This is a genomic window from Microbacterium sp. bgisy203 (assembly GCF_057706945.1).
Genome location: NZ_JBYIPF010000001.1, coordinates 377,275 through 392,925, shown reverse-complemented (window position 1 = coordinate 392,925; position 15,651 = coordinate 377,275). Strand labels below are relative to the sequence as shown.

Sequence of the window (15,651 nt, the reverse complement as noted above, 5' to 3'; positions counted from 1 at the left end):
GGATTAATGCGCGGAAGCGCTCCTTGAACGCTGTTGACGGGTCCGCGCACCGGTGTCCTTCCTTGCATCATTGTCTGGTTAGATGCATCATTGCGTTGAGCGGTCCAGAATGCAAGCCTGGAGCTCGGGAACGGGCCACCGAATTGGGACTCACTGCAGGCCCTCTGGTACCTCGAACGGATGCGTCAGATGCAACTGGCTACGGTTTACAGCGACGTCGGCTTCACGGGCAAGAACGCGCAGCGGGAGGGGCTACGCCAGGCGCTTGCGGCGGTGCGTGAGGGTGACACCCTCGTGGTGCCGAAGATGGACCGGCTGGCCCGCAACGTTGAGGACACCCTGCAGATCGTGCGTGAGCTCACCGAGCGGGGCGTGATCTTCCAGATGGGGCAAACCGTGTACGACCCGCACGACCCGTGGTCGAAACTGTTCCTCACCTTCCTCGCGGCGATCGCTGAGGCTGAGGGCGGGTGGATCAGTCTGCGTACACAGGAGGGGATGGCGCGGCCGAGCGTGCGGAAGAAGCTCAAGGGCCGGCAGCCGTCGATCCCTGCCGAGACGGATGCGGCGATCGCGAAGGCACTCGATGAGGGTGCGCAGAGCGCCGCGGATCTCGCCCGTGTTTTCCGGATCTCGCGCAGCGGGGTCTACCGAGCAGCCGCCAGGCACCGAGCAAAGGTTGAGCAGTGATTCATCTGATTCCCGTCCCGGACGCCAATGGAGTGCCGCAGCTGTGGGTGAATGTGACCCACCTGGTGAGCGTGATGCCGGTGTACAAGGGCGGCGCGACGGGCATCGTTGTCGAGGCAGAGTTGAAGATGGAAGGGATACCGCTGCAGCGGGTGCGGCTGGGAGAACACTTCGACAAGGCCACGGCGGAGGATGCCTTCCGCCGCTGGCTTGAGCTGCTGCAGAGACCGGAGGAGTGATGCCCGGCAACTCGTGGCCGGCGCTCTTGATTGCCGCGATTGCTCTCGTCCTCGCGGCATGGCTTCTACTGCGCGCCCAGAACTCACCTTCTCTGCCCGCTGATGTTGCCGGCATCCGGCTGGAGGTGACCGCACCGCTGGTGGTGGAGGATCGCGTGCTGGAACAGCTGTGGGAGGTGCCCGTCGTCCTCACCAACACGACCCGGCGGCCGCGACCACGCTCCGCGCGTGCACATCCAGCCCGACACTCGTACGCTCAGATATCAACTGGGGCCTCCCTCACGTATGTGGATAGGCGAAGCCGGAAGACCGGCTCGCAACCCACGGTCTACGCGAGCGGAGGCCTCAGGCTCAACCACTCATAGCGTCTAGGAGCGCCGTGGGGAGTGGTCTGGCCCGGACTTCGTCAGGGAGCCGAGTGCAGTCATCGCGGAGGTCTCGATCGTCGCGATGTCATCGAGCAGTTGACTCGCCTTGGCGAGATGGTCCGGGCTACCCGAGGCACCTGCCTTCTCGATGAGTTCGGCAACGCTCGTCCAGAGCAGCGCGGATTCGGCGAAGAGATCCCTTCCCTGCTCTACGAGGTCCGCGCCCGGCCTGCCTTCGAGTAGTCCGTGGCACTCGGTCAGGAAGTCTCGGTACAGGTTGCGAAACAGTGCGCCTCCGGTGCCCGCGCGTTCCATCAGGGTGGCGATGACTGTGAGGTTGCGGCCGGGGTCCTCGACTCGATCGAACCACGAGTGCACGCGCTTGGCTGCTGTGCGGATTCCTCGGTTGCCGAGGTTGGCGATCGCCGGCGTCAGGAAGTCCTCAGCGCACGCGGTGATCGCGGAGATGATCGCTGGGATGAGGTGCCCGCCATCCATGTTCGGCACCGCCACCTTCACGGTGAAGGACCGGTGGCGGGCCGACATCGGCCCGCGTGCGGCTCGCGCTCTGGCCAGGCTCTCCAGGCTCGTGGACACGGCTCCGCCCTGCTGCGCGGTGTCGACCAAATAGGCCCGCTCGGCGTCGTAGCCGTACACGGCGACGACGTGACCGGCGAAGTGCACGCGGGATCCGAAGTACTCCAGGTCATGGCTGTCGAGCTGTAGCCCTACGGGGATCCCATCGTCGATCGAGGAGCGGACCTGGTCCCACGCCTTACGTGCGGAGGTGGTCTCCTGCACGCGCAGCTCGAGCCCCAGCCGTTGGGTCAGGTTCTGGGCGAGCACGAAGGGCTTCACCCTGCCGCCCAGGAAGGGCAGCTCCTGTTGCTTCGAGTCCCAGTAGATGAAGGACAGCCCGCTCCCCAACCCAAAGAGCATCGGTTCGGAGAGGTCGAGTCCGGCATGTCGCAGGAGCACGCCGAGCGCCGTCGTCTCGCAGTGCGAGCCGCCGGCCGTGGAGACTCCGTCGATGATCGTCCTGTCGGGCGGTTTGAGCTCGGCCTTGTCACTCATCGGATACCTGGACTCGTTCGGCGAGCCACGACCTTTCCGCCTCCAGGAGGCTGAGGGAGTAGGAGAAGACCTCCCGTGCGGGGCGTGGGAGGGGAGCTTGCGACCGCTCGGCTTCCATGACTGATGCGATCCTGGCCTCGAGCTGAATCAGCCTGCTGCGCAGCGCCTCGTCGTAGGCGCGCTCCGAGACCAGCGGCAAGTTGGCCAGTCCGACGAGGACCGGATGTGGGACCGCCCGAAGATCGGCGATGAACGCAACGGCTTCATCTGCGGCGATCTGCCACCCCTCCGCAGTGGCCTGGAACACCCGCCGAGACTTCACGCCAGAACGGCCCTCGGCGGCCTCGATGAGGCCGCGCTTCTCCAGCTTGGCGAGCACGTAGTAGATCGATGAGAAGCCGATGTCCGTCCACTGTCGGATGCCGCGCCGCTCGATCACCTGTTCCAGGTCGTAGCCGTGCCGGGGGTGCTCAACGATCAGGCCCAGCACGGTCAGTTCGGCAGGAGTCAATTCCACCCAACTATTCTAGCACTAGAATAGTTGGCCATCGGAGACCCACCTGGAGACCGGGCCGGGCGCATTCGCCCCCAGCTGAGGCCCCCGGGACGGTGGTGTCAGATCTCGTCGACACTCGACCCGACGGCGGTGCCAAATGGTGCTCACGGCCGCCGACAATCGGTGTCCGATGAGACCGACAGAATCACAACTATCCTGCCCGCATGGCAGCGGCTATATTTCTTTCTCGGCATTGCTGGCGTTCGTGCCGGTGAGCTTGCTGATCGTCGCCGTTCCCGGGCCTAGCGTTGTGTTCACCGTCGGCCGAGCCCTCAGCGCAGGGCGCGCAGCGCATTGGCGACCGTGCTCGGCAACGGCGTCGGTGTGTTCGCCCAAGATGTCGTGATCGCCGTCGGGCTCGGCACCGTACTCGCTTCGGTCACCTGGGCGTTCATCGCCATCAAGGTCACCGGCGGCTGCTACCTGATCTGGTTGGGCATCGAGGCGATCCGCCACCGTCACGTCACCATGGAGGCTGCCGATACCCCACAGCAGTTCCTGCTGACCGACTTCCGCACCGGTGTCACGGTCGGGCTGACCAACCCCAAAACGCTGATCTTCCTGTACGCGCTGCTACCTGCGTTCGTTCCATCCGGAGCATCCACCGTCCCCCAAATGCTGCTGCTTGGAACGATTTTCGCGGCGGTAGCGGTCGCGGGTGACAGCGCGTGGGTCATAGCAGCAGGTACCGCCCGAGCCTGGTTCACTCAAAGCCCTCGGCGCATCGGACGGCTCCGCACAGCCGGTGGAGCCATTCAGATCGGGCTCGGCACCTACACGGTCGCCACCGGCGCCAAGCTCTAAACCGAAGGCCGCAGTGCCAGCGTCATGAACACGCTGTTCGGATCGGCACCGTAACTGCCGAACGGTGGGCAATCGGTGAAGCCAGCCTTGCGGTAGAACGCACGCGCGGGGGCGAAGAAGTCCATGCTCCCGGTTTCCAGCGACACCCGGTTCACCCCACGACCTTGGGCGTCCTGCAGCACATGGTTCAGCATCCGGGACGCGATCCCTGCACCACGGCGGGCTGGCGCGGTGCGCATGCTTTTCAGTTCCTCATGTCCTTCAGCCAAGGCAGCCAGTGCGACCGTGCCGACCGTCACGTCGCCGTCACGGGCTACCCACAGCCGCACCCCGGGGCCTCGTAGCGCACCGACATCCAGGGCGTGCTGGCTCTCCTGCGGGCCCGTCGGGGCAATGTCATCCAAGTGCTCCTGCAAGAACACCGTCAGACCCGGATCATCGAAGTCAGCCTCAGCAATCTCGATCACCTCAAACAGTCAACCAGACCCGACAGGCGAGGCACACGGGGGGTCCGTCTTAAGTCGTCGCAAGAGGGTTCACTTCAACCCGCCGTTGACACCTCCTGGCGCATAGGCTCGCACTATGGCGCGTGTGAGGGTGCTCGGGGCAGGTGTCGTTGGATCGGTCTACGCGGCGCTGCTGGCCGACGCCGGTCACGAGGTCACCTTGACCGCACGAGGATCGAGACTCGTCGACCTGCGCCGCCATGGACTGCTCGTGGGCCTCGACGGCCGGATCCTTGCGCCCGACGTGGCCGTGACGAAGTCACCGGAAGTGACAGACTGCGACGTCCTGCTGGTCGCCGTTCGCGGTGACCAGTTGGCTGCGGCCCTGGACGACATCGCAGCCAGCCCGGCTGGGTGGGTCTGGATGTTCACCAACCCCCTCGAGCTGCGCAGTGACGTGGAGGATCGCCTGGGCCGCGACCGGCTGGTCTGGTGCTTCTCCGGTGTGGGCGGCGGCGTGAAGGACGGGCAGGTGACCGCCCACCGGGTGGGGCAGCAGCCCACCGTGGTCGAGGGCGGGGCAGCCGGCTCCAAGTTCGCGTCGCAGCTGCTCGGCGCGATCGACCCCCACCTGCGGACCGAGCCGGACATGCACGCCTGGTTGGACACCCACACGGTGTTCGTGGCCGCCATGGCCGCCCTGGTCCTGGAGCAGCCCTTGGAGACGCGATCACAGCGAGTGCGCGGCGCTGTCCTGCTGGTTCGGGCCATGCGACAGGCCTTCGACTCCCTCGAAGCGCAGGGGGCTCGCATCACACCGCGCAACCTGCGGATGATCTTCGGCCGGGTGCCCCTGCCGATCGCCGCCCTGTACTGGGCTGCGCAGCTGTCACGACCCGTCGTGCAGGTGTCCATGCTCCCCCATGCCACCGCGACCCGAACCACCGAACAGCGGGCCGTGGCCGCTCACGCCCTGGACCTCGCGGGCCACGGCCCCGGCCTCTACCGCCAGCTGCTCGCTCCTTTGGCCGGCACCTGAGCGGGTGCTCGGAACGCACTACTTTGCCGCGAATGGCATGGCAGGTCCACGCGGGCTAGGCAAAACTCTGGTGTGTGATCACCGACGAGCGACTCCAGCAGATGGCCGATGCTCTCGCATCAGTTCCCGGCATCGTGGCCATCGTCCTGGGAGGCAGCCGAGCTCGCCGCACCCACCACGAGGCCTCGGACGTCGACCTCGGCCTGTACTACCGCGCCGAAGGACTCGACCTCGACGCCCTGGCCCGTGCGTCACGCGCTTTCAGTGACACCGGGCAGGTCGAGATCGTCGGGCCCGGCGGCTGGGGGCCCTGGGTGAACGGAGGTGGCTGGCTAACCGTCAACGGCACCCCCGTCGACTGGATCCTGCGCGACCTCGACCGCGTGCACGAACAGGCCGACCGCGCCCGCCGCGGCGAGTTCGCCTTCCACCCCCAACCCGGTCACCCCCTGGGCTTCCTCGACGTCAGCTACGCCGGCGAGGTCGCCACGTGCCGTCCCCTCGCCGACCCCGACGGCGCCGTCGCCGGGCTGGCAGCCGATCTCAACCCGTATCCCGATGCCCTGCGCGTCGCGTTCATCGACAACCTGTGGCAGGCCGGTTTCTTGGTAGATGCCGCCCGCAAGGGCCTGCCCAAGGACGACAGCGCGTACGTGATGCTGTGCTGCTCGACCGCGCTCATGCTCTGCGCCCACGCCTGGCATGCCAATGCCGGGTCGTGGGTGACCAACGAGAAGGGCATCATCGTCGACGTGGCGCGACTCGACCTGGACACCCACGATTTCGCGACCAGAGCCAACACCGTCTTGCAGTCGTCCGGGCACATGGGACTCAGTGAAGTCGTCACCAAGACTGCATCTGTCGTGGAGGACACTCGCGCCGCTCTCCGGCGCGAACCGTAAGCGACGCTCGCTCATGCCGCTGGGCTCGCGCAAGGTGGGTCCACTTCTGGCCGTCAGCCAGGGGCCAAGTGGGGTTGACATAGCCAGCTTCGCGCGTCGTGAGCCTGCCCGACCTCGCTGGCACGCACGCTCCTCGGCTGCGCGACCGTGTACGGATGGGCGCATGGGGGTCTCTCTGGATGCTCGTCGCGCTCAAGAATCCCTCGGTGGGCGGAATGGCCATCGCACTGTTCTCCTGGCTCGCTGTCCCGATCGCGCTTGTAGGCGAGGCCACGATCGTGCTCGGGAAGCCGGTGTGGTGGCTCCTGCCCCCCGCGATCATCGTGTGGGCGCTCGTGATGGTCGCCGTCATGGCTGCAACGCATAGGCAAACCCCGCAGCAGCGCAGCTACCTGTCTGACGATGACACGACGATCTTCCGCATCCGTCAGAAGCGCGACAACCGGCGCGAACCCGACCAGGGCTCCACGTTCATCGTCGACAACTTCTGCCGCAGCCTGCGAGCTCCCAAGGGAGGCGCCCTGCAACTCATCGAGTCGCTGCATCCACAGCTCGCGGAAGCGGTCGACGCGCGCGACGCGGCCACGGAGATCACCGCGGCCCACCCCGCCCTCGCGAAGCGCTACCGACAGATCGACCCGCTGCTCGAGTCGCGTGGCATCGCCGGAGCGGCGGCGCCGTTCTCGTGGCTGCGCGCCCGGGGGCGGCGACTTCGCAAGTCGCGGCGCGCCCTGTGGTCGGATGTCTGCGATCTGCTCGTGTCCGCGGTGCGCGCGGGCATGTCGCTCCCTGACGCGCTGGCCGCCCTCGCGGTGAGCGGTCCGCCCGCCCTGCGTCCTGCGTTCGCGCGGTTCGCCGACGACATGGCCGCGTCGGGGCACTTCGACTCGAGCGCGCTGCGGCTGAAGGCGGGGCTCGCCGACCCGGTCGCCGACCGGATCCTCGAGACGCTCCGGATGGCGCGTCAGGTCGGCGGCACCGAACTCACGAGCGTGCTGCGCGCGCTGTCGGCGTCGGTGCGTGCGGACGCGACGCTGCGCGCCGAGGTCGAAGCCCGGCAGTCGTGGGTGCGCGGAGCCGCGGTCGTCGGCGTCGTCGCACCCTGGATCGTGCTGGGTCTTCTCGCCCTGCGACCCGAGGGCGCCGCAGCGTACTCGAGTGGGGCGGGGGTCGTGGTCGTCCTCGTCGGGGCGGCGGTCTCTGTGCTCGCCTACCGCCTCACGATCCGCCTCGGTCGCCTACCCGAATCACAGAGGTGGTTCGGATGAGCGCCGTCACCGCTCTCGCGAGCGCCGTCGTCCTCGGGGCGGCGCTGGCTTCCGGCATCCTGCTGGTGGCGCAGCGCGCGCCGCGCTGGGCCGCCCCCACTCTCAGTCGCCGCGTGGCGCCGTACCTGCGTGACATCGCCGATCCGGCCGGCATCACGCCTCTCGAGCCGACCGGGCTCGGGCTGGGCTGGCGCGCCGTCCGCGATCGTCTCGCCGCGAGCTGGGGCGGGGGAGAGGCCCTCGCACAGCGGCTGCGGCAGGCCGGCGCGCCCGTCGACGTGATCGCGTTCCGCGCGACCCAGCTCGGTTGGACGGTCGGCGGGCTCGCCGTCGGCGGCGTCCTCGCGGTGCTCGCGACCCTCGCCGGACGCGGCGGCATCCTCACAGCCCTTCTGCCGCTCATCCTCGCGGCGGTCGGCGCGATCCTGTGCGAGCAGCGTCTCGCGCAGGCGGCCCGTCGCCGCGTCGCGCGGATCGAGGAGGAGCTCCCCACGGTGCTCGAGTTCCTCGCGCTGTGCCTCGCCGCCGGTGAAGGCCTGCGCGACGCCCTCCGCCGCGTGGGGGAGGTCGGTTCGGGCGTCCTCACGGCAGAGCTCCGCGCCGCCGTGCTGGCGAGCGGCACCGGGTCGAGCCTCTCCGACGCGCTCCTCGCGGTCGCCCGGACCTCGGAGGTGCCGGCGCTCTCGCGTGCCGTCGAGCACCTCGTCGCCGCGATGGACCGGGGCGCTCCGCTCGCCCACGTGCTGCAGGAGCAGGCCGTGGACGCGCGTGAGGAGGCCAAGCGCGCACTCATCGAATCGGCCGGGCGCAAGGAGATTTGGATGCTCCTTCCGCTCGTTTTCCTGATCCTGCCCCTCTCGGTGCTGTTCGCCGTGTTCCCCGGGATCGTCATGTTGAAGCTCGGAATCGGATGACCGGTCACGGTCGGAAGGAGGCGGACATGATCCGCTCGGTATGGGGGCGACTGCGCTCCTCGCTGCAGAACACAGTGCAGAACACAGTGCAGAACACGGTGCAGGACACGATCGACGACGAACGCGGCGACGTTCCCGGATGGGTCCTCGTCACGCTGATGACCGCCGGACTGGTGGTCGCGATCTGGACGCTCGCGGGGCCCGCGCTCGCGGACCTGTTCCAGCAGGCACTCGAGCGCGTGTCGGGGATCTGACGCCGTGCGGCGCCTGCGAGACGACGAGGCCGGGTCGGCCCCGGTCGAGTTCGTGCTCGTCGGCACGCTCCTCACGGTCCTGACTCTCGCCGTCGTCCAGCTCGCGCTCGTCGTGTACGTGAGGAACGTCCTCCACGACGCGGCGGTCGAAGGCGCCTATCACGGCGCGCTGGCCGACACCTCTCCCGCCGAGGGCGCAGCCCGCACGGAACGGCTCATCCGCACGGCCGTTGGCGACGGACTGGATGCCGAGGCGCGCGCGTCGGCGACCGACGGCGCGGCGGGCCCGCAGGTCGAGGTGACCGTGACGGCGACGATGCCCCTCGTGGGGCTCATCGGCATCCCCGCCGCCCTGGAGGTGACCGCGCATGCCCCGCGTGAGAGCTTCGACTGATCGGGACCGGGCGGACGACGACGGCTCGGCCGCGCTCGAGTTCATCCTCGTCGGCCTCATCCTCCTCGTCCCGATCGTGTACCTCGTGATCGCGCTCGGCGCGATCCAGGGGCAGGCCCTCGGGGTCGAGACGGGAGCGCGCCAGCTCGCCCGCACGATCGCGGAGTCGCCCGACGCGGCGACCGCCGACGCACGTGCCGACCGGGTGCTCGACGCGATCGTCACGGAGTACGGGATGGATGCCGAAGCCGTCGATATCTCCGTCGCGTGCGCGTCGGCATCCCCCGGATCGTGCCCGGAAGCAGGCTCTCTACTCACCGTGACCGTGAGGACCTCGGTTCCGCTCCCGCTGATCCCGGCGATCTTCGGGCTCGACGAGTTCGCCCGCGTGCCGGTCGAGGCGGCGTCGGTGCAGAAGGTGTCGCGGTACTGGACGGGGGAGCGGTAATGCGCCCGCGGCGCCCGCAGGAACAGTCCGACGAGGAGGGGTCTGTCCTTCTCCTGACGCTCGGCTACGCGGTGCTCGCGCTCGTCCTGGTGCTCGTGTGCGTCGACGCGACGAGCCTCTACCTCACGCAGAAGCGCGCGGATGCCGCCGCCGACGCGGCCGCCCTCGCCGGCGCCGACGGGTTCGCGCTCACCGTCGACGGCGGCACGCCGACCCCGACCCTCACCGACGACGGCGTCTACGACCAGGCCGAGGAGCTCCTGTCGGCGCTCGGCACGGCGACACTCGTCGAGGCATCCACGCCGGATGGGGTCTCGGCGCGCGTGAGCGTCGAGACGGTGTGGCATCCGCCGGTCCTGACGCTCTTCGTCCCCGACGGGTTCACGATCTCATCCACCGCGACCAGCCGCACGGCGCTGCGCTGAGTCGAGCACCGACTGCTCGTTGCGCGCCGCGACCTCTACTCGCGAGCGCGCCGAGGCACGAACCGCGGCACCCAGCGGGCGAACGCCGCCGCGCCGGCGAGCCCCACAAGCCCGATGGCTCCCGTCGCGACCGACAGTGAGAACGCGGCGGTGAGGCCGGATACGACGAGGGGCGCGACGGCGCCGCCCAGGTCGGTGAGCGTCCGCCACGAGCCGAGGAACGGGGCGGGGTCGGCGGCCGGGGCGACGTCGGCGCCCAGGGTCAGAAGGATGCCGCTCGACAGCCCGTTGCCGACCCCGAGGATCGCGGCGCACGCGACGAACCACCCGGTCGCCTCGGGCAGGTCGTGGGTGAACGACAGGACGACGAACCCGAGCCCCATGATGACTATCGCCGGGAGCGCGGCCCACAGCCGCCCGAAGCGGTCCATGACCTGGCCCGAGGCGTAGAACAGGGCGAAGTCGATCGCTCCGGAGATGCCGACGACGATCGCGATGGTCTGCGCGTCGAGGCCGAGGGACACGCCCCACAGCGGCAGGATCACCTGGCGCGCCGAGCGCACCGCCGACAGCGCCGCGGCGGCGACGCCGAGCCGCGCGAGCACGCCGCGGTGGCGCCACATCGTGCGGAAGACGCCCACGCGCTCGATCAACGGGATCGCGCCCGTGACCGCCTCGCCGGAGTCTTCGAAGGCGGTGTCTTCGAAGGCGGTGTCTTCGACGGCGCGCGCGTCGAAGCTCGCCGCCGCCTCGGTCTCGGGGTCGGGTCCGACGAGGACCAGGACGATCGCCGCCACGAGGCACACGGCGAAGAACCACACCGCCGCGTGCTCGTCGCCGGTCAGCGCCAACAGCGCCGCGGCGATGAACGGTCCGACGAACAGCCCCAGGCGGAACGTGCCGCCGAGCAGCGACAGGGCGCGGGCGCGGAACGCGAGCGGCACGCGCGTCGTCATGAACGCGTGCCGCGCGAGCCCGAACGCCGCCGCACTCAGCCCGATGACGAAGACGGATGCCGTGAGCACGCCCAGGTTCGGGGAGAGGGCGAGCCCGACCACGCCGAGCAGGGCGAACCCGCCGCCGAGCGCCATCGTGACGCGTTCGCCCAGGCGCGCGACGGCCGCGCCAGCGGGGAGATTCCCGCACAGCTGCCCGACGACGAGCGCCGAGGCGACGAGCGCTGCGGTCGGAAGGTCGGCGCCGAGGCGGGCAGCAAAGATCGGCAGGAGCGGGATGACGGCGCCCTCGCCGAGGGCGAACAGGAGCGTAGGACCGTAGATGACGGGGGCGAGGCGCCACAGGAACGCCCGGATGCCTCCGGGCGGGCCCGGGGAAGAGGCATCCGTCATCCCATCCACGTTAGTCTGGAGTGTCATGCTTGAATTCGATCCCTCTGCCGACATCCAGGCCCTGCGCGCCACCTTCTCCGACATCGCGGCGGTGGTCGACGTCGAGGCGCTCCGTGCCGAGATCGACCGACTCTCCGAAGAGGCCGGCGCCCCCGATCTCTGGGACGACGTGGAGAAGGCGCAGAAGGTGACGAGCGCGCTCAGCCACCGCCAGTCCGAGCTCAAGCGCGTGACCGACGTCGAGCGTCGCCTCGACGACCTCGACGTGCTCGTCGAGCTCGCCCAGGAGATGGACGACGAAGACACGGCCGCCGAGGCCCGCCGCGAGATCTCCGACCTCCAGGACGTCATCGGCCAGCTCGAGGTTCAGACCCTCCTCGACGGCGAGTACGACGACCGCTCCGCCGTCGTCACGATCCGCTCAGGTGCTGGCGGCGACGACGCGACCGACTTCGCCGAGATGCTCCTGCGCATGTACCTTCGCTGGGCCGAGCGCCACAAGTACCCCGTGAAGGTGATGGACACGTCCTACGCGGAGGGGGCGGGCATCAAGTCGGCGACGTTCGAAGTGGATGCCCCGTACGCCTACGGCACCCTGTCGGTCGAGGCCGGGACCCACCGTCTCGCGCGCATCAGCCCGTTCGGGGGCGCCGACAAGCGGCAGACCTCGTTCGCGGCGGTCGAAGTCATCCCCGTCATGGAGGAGGCCGTCGAGGTCGACGTCCCCGAGGGCGACATCCGCGTCGACGTGTTCCGCTCGTCCGGCCCCGGCGGGCAGTCGGTCAACACGACCGACTCCGCCGTCCGCATCACGCACCTTCCCACCGGCCTCGTCGTCTCGATGCAGAACGAGAAGAGCCAGATCCAGAACCGCGCCGCGGCGATGCGGGTGCTCCAGACGCGCCTGCTCCTGCTCAAGCGCGAGGAAGAGGCGGCGAAGAAGAAGGAGCTCGCCGGCACGATCACGGCGAGCTGGGGCGACCAGATGCGCTCGTACTTCCTCTACGGGCAGCAGCTCGTCAAGGACCTTCGCACCGGTTACGAAGTCGGAAACCCGGCGGTCGTCTTCGACGGCGACCTCGACGGCCTCATCGCCGCCGGCATCCGCTGGCGTAAGCGCAAGGACGACGACGACTGATCCCCGCGCGGGGTGTCGCGACCGGCATCCATCCGTGGCGCGCTTAGGCTCGTCGGGTCATGATCCGGTTCGAACACGTCACCAAGAAGTACCGCGGGACGAGCAGACCGGCGCTGAGCGACGTCGACTTCGACGTGCAGCGCGGGGAGTTCGTCTTCCTCGTGGGCGCATCGGGGTCGGGAAAGTCCTCGTGCCTGCGGCTCATCCTGCGGGAGGACACCCCGACGGAGGGTCGCGTGGTCGTGCTCGGACGCGACCTGCGCACCCTGTCCACGAGCAAGGTGCCCTACTTCCGGCGTCACATCGGATCGGTATTCCAGGACTTCCGCCTGCTGCCGAACAAGACGGTGTTCCAGAACGTCGCCTTCACCCTCCAGGTGATCGGGTCCTCGCGCGCGTTCATCCAGCAGGCCGTACCCGAGGTGCTTCACCTCGTCGGTCTCGACGGCAAGCAGAAGCGCCTGCCTCACGAACTCTCCGGCGGTGAGCAGCAGCGCGTGGCGATCGCCCGCGCTCTCGTCAACCGCCCGCAGATCCTCCTCGCCGACGAGCCCACCGGAAATCTCGACCCGGCGACCTCCGTCGACATCATGCAGCTGCTCGCTCGCATCAACGAGGGCGGCACGACCGTCGTCATGGCCACGCACGAGGCCGGCTTCGTCGATCAGATGAAGCGCCGCGTGATCGAGCTGCAGAACGGTGTGATGGTGCGCGACGACCGGCATGGCGGCTACGGCGACACCTCGGCGATCCCGAGGCTCGCCCCGCCGCAGGAGCGCGGGGCCGCGGCGACGGCGGCGCTCACCGCCGTCCTCGAACTGCAGCGCGAGATCGCCACGTCGCGCACGGAGCCGGTGCCGCCCGTCGTGAGCGAGGCGGCGGCGGATGCCGTCGCCGCCTCCGCCGTGGCCGCCGCCGTCGCCGCTACTCCGGCGCTCGCCTCCGACACGACGGCGCCCGTCGAGACCGCGGCGGGCACGGACCGGGGCATCGGCGCCGAGGCCCACGACGCGCGGCCCGCCACGCGCCCGATCCACATCGATGCGCCCGTCGTCCAGCTCGACGGCCTCGATCTCGACGACCTGGGTGTCGCGGAGCGGCTCGGTCTGGCATCCGACGAGGACGAAGTGGGGCCGACCTCGTGAGGGCCGGTCTGATCCTCGGCGAAGCACTCACGGGTCTTCGTCGGAACGCGTCGATGGTCGTTTCGGTCATCCTCGTCACCTTCGTCTCTCTCACGTTCGTCGGCGCCGCGATGCTCATGCAGATGCAGATCGGCGAGATGCGCGACTACTGGGTCGACCGTGCGCAGGTGTCGATCGTGATGTGCCGCGAGGATTCCACCGTCACGACCTGCGTCGACGGTGCCGCGAACGACGACCAGCTGGCCGAGGTCGCCGAGCGGCTCGAGAGTCCCGCGCTCAAAGACCTCGTCCGCGACGTGCGTTTCGAGTCGCAGGACGAGGCGTACGCGAACCTCATCGCGCTCTACGGCGACGAGTACAAGGCGTACGTGACGCCCGCGCAGCTCGGCAACACCTACTGGGTCGGCCTCGTCGATCCCTCGACCTCCGATGTCATCGCAGAGGCATTCGGGGGGATGAACGGCGTCGAGGCGGTGAAGAACCAGATGCAATACCTCGAACCGCTCTTCTCCGCCCTCACCGTCGCGACCTACATCGCGGTCGGCATCGCCGTGCTGATGCTGATCGCGGCCGTCCTCCTCATCGCCACGACCATCCGGCTCTCCGCGTATGCGCGAAGACGCGAGGTCGGCATCATGCGCCTGGTCGGTGCCTCGAACCGGTTCATCCAGACCCCGTTCATCCTCGAGGGCGTCTTCGCGGCGTTCATCGGATCGCTCCTCGCCGGAGGCGCGATCATCGCCGGCATCCACTTCGGCGTGGGCGCGTACCTGCGCGAACGGGTGACGTTCATCACCGACTGGGTGGACATGAAGGATGCCGCGATCGTCATCCCCGTGATCATCGTGATCGGTCTCGTGCTCGCGGCGCTGTCGGCGGGCTTCGCCATCCGGCGATGGCTGCGCACCTGACGCGTTCGGCGGCCGGGGCGCGGCTGCGGTAGGCTGTCAGGCTGGCCGCAGGTCGCGGTCGTCGTCAGGAGAGTCATCATGCCCAGGGAACGCGGGGAGAAGGTCGTCGCGACCAACCGTCGCGCGCGCCACGAGTACGCGATCGAGAAGACGTACGAGGCGGGCATCGTGCTCACCGGCACCGAGGTGAAGTCGCTCCGTGAGGGGCGCGCGAACCTCAGCGACGGCTACGCCTACATCGACGGGGGAGAGGCGTACCTCGACGCCGTGCACATCCCCGAGTACTCGCAGGGGCATTGGACGAACCATGCCTCGAAGCGGACGCGCAAGCTCCTGCTGCACAAGGCGGAGATCATCAAGCTCTCGCACGCGATCAGCGCGGGCGGCTACACGCTCATCCCGTTGAAGCTGTACTTCTCGGACGGCCGCGCGAAGGTCGAGATCGCGGTCGCGAAGGGTATGCGCGAGTACGAGAAGCGTCAGACGATCCGCGAGCGCGAGGACAAGCGCGAGGCGGAGCGCGCCATGCGCAGCCGCAACCGCCTCGGCGACTGAGCGAGCGTCCGGCGCCGCGCCGCCGATCAGGTGGCGCTGAAGCGCGCCTCGACGGCCGCGGAGACGACGATCTCATCGGGGCGGAAGTCGACCGTCGCGGGCGGTGCGGCATCCATCGCCATGGCGGCGCGTGCGAACATGCGCGGCTGGCCCTCGGGCGAGCTGCCGTCGAGGAGCCCGAGATCGGCGATCTGCACGGGTGTGACGGTGGTGCGACCGATGGCGGCCGCATACGCCGTCGCCCGCTCCACCGCGACCCCGACCGCCTCGGTCGCGACCTCGCGCTCGACGCGTGCGCGGGTCTCGGGGGTCAGCTGCCACTCGACGTTCCCGGCCTGCAGGCCCTCGGTCGCCGCGACGCCGTTCAACCAGTCCGACAGGGCGAGGACGTCGGTGAAGGTCGCCGTGAGCTCGACCGAGGCGTGGTGGATGGGGTCGAGCTGACGGCCCTCGTTGTTGCAGGGGCGATCGGACCACACCGAGACCCGCTGGCTCGACCAGTCGGCGATCGTGCCGGCGGCTTTGCGTGCGTCGAGGTCGGCGCGGACCGGTTCGGCGAGCGCGGCGATGCGCTCAACGACGGGTCCGCGTTCGGGACCGTCGGCGGCGGCGACGATGTGCGCGACGGCGCGCTCGGGAAGGACGCGCGCCTCGCTGCGCCCCCGGACGGTGATGATGACCTCGCTCATGGGGTAAACTGTAATGCTCGGATGCCAACGGCACCCGAGCAGC

Annotated in this window: 20 protein-coding genes; 15 read left to right on the top strand and 5 right to left on the bottom strand. The window is 69.1% G+C overall.

Annotation, left to right across the window (positions count from 1 at the left end):
* Nucleotides 1-189: 189 nt before the first annotated feature.
* Together AC3ENQ_RS01945 and AC3ENQ_RS01940 are read left to right on the top strand one after the other, a co-directional pair.
* Nucleotides 190-690 carry a recombinase family protein gene (locus tag AC3ENQ_RS01945; RefSeq protein WP_431801163.1) on the top strand — a complete coding sequence of 167 codons (501 nt, stop codon included), beginning with the start codon at nucleotides 190-192 and terminating at the stop codon, nucleotides 688-690.
* Nucleotides 687-929, top strand: a complete 243-nt coding sequence (locus AC3ENQ_RS01940) for a hypothetical protein (protein WP_431801161.1) — start codon at nucleotides 687-689, stop codon at nucleotides 927-929. Before AC3ENQ_RS01945 ends, AC3ENQ_RS01940 begins: the two co-directional genes overlap by 4 nt.
* Nucleotides 930-1,297: 368 nt before the next feature.
* Here AC3ENQ_RS01940 and AC3ENQ_RS01935 read toward each other — a convergent pair whose 3' ends face one another.
* Entirely contained in the window at nucleotides 1,298-2,371 is a 1,074-nt protein-coding gene (locus tag AC3ENQ_RS01935) for a BtrH N-terminal domain-containing protein (protein ID WP_431801159.1), read from the bottom strand.
* Nucleotides 2,364-2,888, bottom strand: coding sequence for a PadR family transcriptional regulator (locus AC3ENQ_RS01930; RefSeq protein ID WP_431801157.1), 525 nt, complete (start codon nucleotides 2,886-2,888; stop codon nucleotides 2,364-2,366). The genes AC3ENQ_RS01935 and AC3ENQ_RS01930 overlap by 8 nt, the downstream gene beginning before the upstream one ends.
* A 342-nt stretch (nucleotides 2,889-3,230) precedes the next feature.
* Here AC3ENQ_RS01930 and AC3ENQ_RS01925 point away from each other — a divergent pair, with 342 nt between their 5' ends.
* Nucleotides 3,231-3,731, top strand: coding sequence for a LysE family translocator (locus AC3ENQ_RS01925; RefSeq protein WP_431801155.1), 501 nt, complete (start codon nucleotides 3,231-3,233; stop codon nucleotides 3,729-3,731).
* On the opposite strand, the gene AC3ENQ_RS01920 is transcribed toward AC3ENQ_RS01925, so the two are convergent.
* On the bottom strand, nucleotides 3,728-4,198 hold the full coding sequence (locus AC3ENQ_RS01920; RefSeq protein ID WP_431801153.1) for a GNAT family N-acetyltransferase: 471 nt from the start codon (nucleotides 4,196-4,198) through the stop codon (nucleotides 3,728-3,730). The genes AC3ENQ_RS01925 and AC3ENQ_RS01920 overlap by 4 nt on opposite strands.
* Before the next feature lie 115 nt (nucleotides 4,199-4,313).
* On the opposite strand from AC3ENQ_RS01920, the gene AC3ENQ_RS01915 reads away from it, so the two are divergent.
* From AC3ENQ_RS01915 to AC3ENQ_RS01880, 8 genes are all read left to right on the top strand, one after another.
* Complete coding sequence (locus AC3ENQ_RS01915; protein WP_286958785.1) at nucleotides 4,314-5,216, top strand: ketopantoate reductase family protein; 903 nt, start codon at nucleotides 4,314-4,316, stop codon at nucleotides 5,214-5,216.
* Nucleotides 5,217-5,317: 101 nt separating this feature from the next.
* Nucleotides 5,318-6,118 (top strand): nucleotidyltransferase domain-containing protein, encoded by an 801-nt coding sequence (locus AC3ENQ_RS01910; RefSeq protein WP_431801151.1) that lies wholly within the window; start codon nucleotides 5,318-5,320, stop codon nucleotides 6,116-6,118.
* A 155-nt stretch (nucleotides 6,119-6,273) separates the two neighbouring features.
* Nucleotides 6,274-7,386, top strand: a complete 1,113-nt coding sequence (locus AC3ENQ_RS01905; protein WP_431801149.1) for a type II secretion system F family protein — start codon at nucleotides 6,274-6,276, stop codon at nucleotides 7,384-7,386.
* A complete protein-coding gene (locus AC3ENQ_RS01900; RefSeq protein WP_431801147.1) occupies nucleotides 7,383-8,300 on the top strand; it encodes a type II secretion system F family protein in 918 nt (305 codons plus the stop codon). The genes AC3ENQ_RS01905 and AC3ENQ_RS01900 overlap by 4 nt, the downstream gene beginning before the upstream one ends.
* A 26-nt stretch (nucleotides 8,301-8,326) precedes the next feature.
* Nucleotides 8,327-8,554, top strand: a complete 228-nt coding sequence (locus AC3ENQ_RS01895; protein ID WP_431801145.1) for a hypothetical protein — start codon at nucleotides 8,327-8,329, stop codon at nucleotides 8,552-8,554.
* Between the two features lie 4 nt (nucleotides 8,555-8,558).
* Nucleotides 8,559-8,948, top strand: coding sequence for a TadE/TadG family type IV pilus assembly protein (locus AC3ENQ_RS01890; protein WP_431801143.1), 390 nt, complete (start codon nucleotides 8,559-8,561; stop codon nucleotides 8,946-8,948).
* Nucleotides 8,923-9,396, top strand: coding sequence for a TadE family protein (locus AC3ENQ_RS01885; RefSeq protein ID WP_431801141.1), 474 nt, complete (start codon nucleotides 8,923-8,925; stop codon nucleotides 9,394-9,396). Before AC3ENQ_RS01890 ends, AC3ENQ_RS01885 begins: the two co-directional genes overlap by 26 nt.
* The gene (locus tag AC3ENQ_RS01880) at nucleotides 9,396-9,821 is read left to right on the top strand and encodes a pilus assembly protein TadG-related protein (RefSeq protein ID WP_431801139.1); all 426 of its coding nucleotides are present in this window, start codon (nucleotides 9,396-9,398) and stop codon (nucleotides 9,819-9,821) included. Before AC3ENQ_RS01885 ends, AC3ENQ_RS01880 begins: the two co-directional genes overlap by 1 nt.
* A gap of 35 nt (nucleotides 9,822-9,856) precedes the next feature.
* On the opposite strand, the gene AC3ENQ_RS01875 is transcribed toward AC3ENQ_RS01880, so the two are convergent.
* A complete protein-coding gene (locus AC3ENQ_RS01875) occupies nucleotides 9,857-11,170 on the bottom strand; it encodes an MFS transporter (RefSeq protein ID WP_431801729.1) in 1,314 nt (437 codons plus the stop codon).
* A 25-nt stretch (nucleotides 11,171-11,195) separates the two neighbouring features.
* On the opposite strand from AC3ENQ_RS01875, the gene prfB reads away from it, so the two are divergent.
* From prfB to smpB, 4 genes are all read left to right on the top strand, one after another.
* Nucleotides 11,196-12,308 carry a peptide chain release factor 2 gene (prfB, locus tag AC3ENQ_RS01870; RefSeq protein ID WP_431801137.1) on the top strand — a complete coding sequence of 371 codons (1,113 nt, stop codon included), beginning with the start codon at nucleotides 11,196-11,198 and terminating at the stop codon, nucleotides 12,306-12,308.
* Nucleotides 12,309-12,367: 59 nt separating this feature from the next.
* Nucleotides 12,368-13,453: a cell division ATP-binding protein FtsE gene (gene ftsE / locus AC3ENQ_RS01865; protein ID WP_431801135.1), complete on the top strand. Its 1,086-nt coding sequence runs from the start codon at nucleotides 12,368-12,370 to the stop codon at nucleotides 13,451-13,453.
* Nucleotides 13,450-14,364, top strand: a complete 915-nt coding sequence (ftsX, locus tag AC3ENQ_RS01860; protein WP_431801133.1) for a permease-like cell division protein FtsX — start codon at nucleotides 13,450-13,452, stop codon at nucleotides 14,362-14,364. The genes ftsE and ftsX overlap by 4 nt, the downstream gene beginning before the upstream one ends.
* 78 nt (nucleotides 14,365-14,442) lie before the next feature.
* Complete coding sequence (gene smpB / locus AC3ENQ_RS01855; protein ID WP_431801131.1) at nucleotides 14,443-14,919, top strand: SsrA-binding protein SmpB; 477 nt, start codon at nucleotides 14,443-14,445, stop codon at nucleotides 14,917-14,919.
* A gap of 26 nt (nucleotides 14,920-14,945) precedes the next feature.
* Here smpB and AC3ENQ_RS01850 read toward each other — a convergent pair whose 3' ends face one another.
* A complete protein-coding gene (locus AC3ENQ_RS01850) occupies nucleotides 14,946-15,608 on the bottom strand; it encodes an SIMPL domain-containing protein (RefSeq protein WP_431801129.1) in 663 nt (220 codons plus the stop codon).
* Between the last annotated feature and the right edge of the window lie 43 nt (nucleotides 15,609-15,651).

Coding starts and splice junctions, on each gene's coding strand:
- AC3ENQ_RS01900 (WP_431801147.1), top strand. CDS start 7,383: ATGAGCGCCGTCACCGCTCTCGCGAGCGCCGTCGTCCTCGGGGCGGCG.
- smpB (WP_431801131.1), top strand. CDS start 14,443: ATGCCCAGGGAACGCGGGGAGAAGGTCGTCGCGACCAACCGTCGCGCG.
- AC3ENQ_RS01850 (WP_431801129.1), bottom strand. CDS start 15,608: ATGAGCGAGGTCATCATCACCGTCCGGGGGCGCAGCGAGGCGCGCGTC.
- AC3ENQ_RS01905 (WP_431801149.1), top strand. CDS start 6,274: ATGGGCGCATGGGGGTCTCTCTGGATGCTCGTCGCGCTCAAGAATCCC.
- AC3ENQ_RS01910 (WP_431801151.1), top strand. CDS start 5,318: ATGGCCGATGCTCTCGCATCAGTTCCCGGCATCGTGGCCATCGTCCTG.
- AC3ENQ_RS01945 (WP_431801163.1), top strand. CDS start 190: ATGCAACTGGCTACGGTTTACAGCGACGTCGGCTTCACGGGCAAGAAC.
- prfB (WP_431801137.1), top strand. CDS start 11,196: ATGCTTGAATTCGATCCCTCTGCCGACATCCAGGCCCTGCGCGCCACC.
- AC3ENQ_RS01885 (WP_431801141.1), top strand. CDS start 8,923: ATGCCCCGCGTGAGAGCTTCGACTGATCGGGACCGGGCGGACGACGAC.
- ftsE (WP_431801135.1), top strand. CDS start 12,368: ATGATCCGGTTCGAACACGTCACCAAGAAGTACCGCGGGACGAGCAGA.
- AC3ENQ_RS01875 (WP_431801729.1), bottom strand. CDS start 11,170: ATGACGGATGCCTCTTCCCCGGGCCCGCCCGGAGGCATCCGGGCGTTC.
- AC3ENQ_RS01915 (WP_286958785.1), top strand. CDS start 4,314: ATGGCGCGTGTGAGGGTGCTCGGGGCAGGTGTCGTTGGATCGGTCTAC.
- AC3ENQ_RS01880 (WP_431801139.1), top strand. CDS start 9,396: ATGCGCCCGCGGCGCCCGCAGGAACAGTCCGACGAGGAGGGGTCTGTC.
- AC3ENQ_RS01935 (WP_431801159.1), bottom strand. CDS start 2,371: ATGAGTGACAAGGCCGAGCTCAAACCGCCCGACAGGACGATCATCGAC.
- AC3ENQ_RS01895 (WP_431801145.1), top strand. CDS start 8,327: ATGATCCGCTCGGTATGGGGGCGACTGCGCTCCTCGCTGCAGAACACA.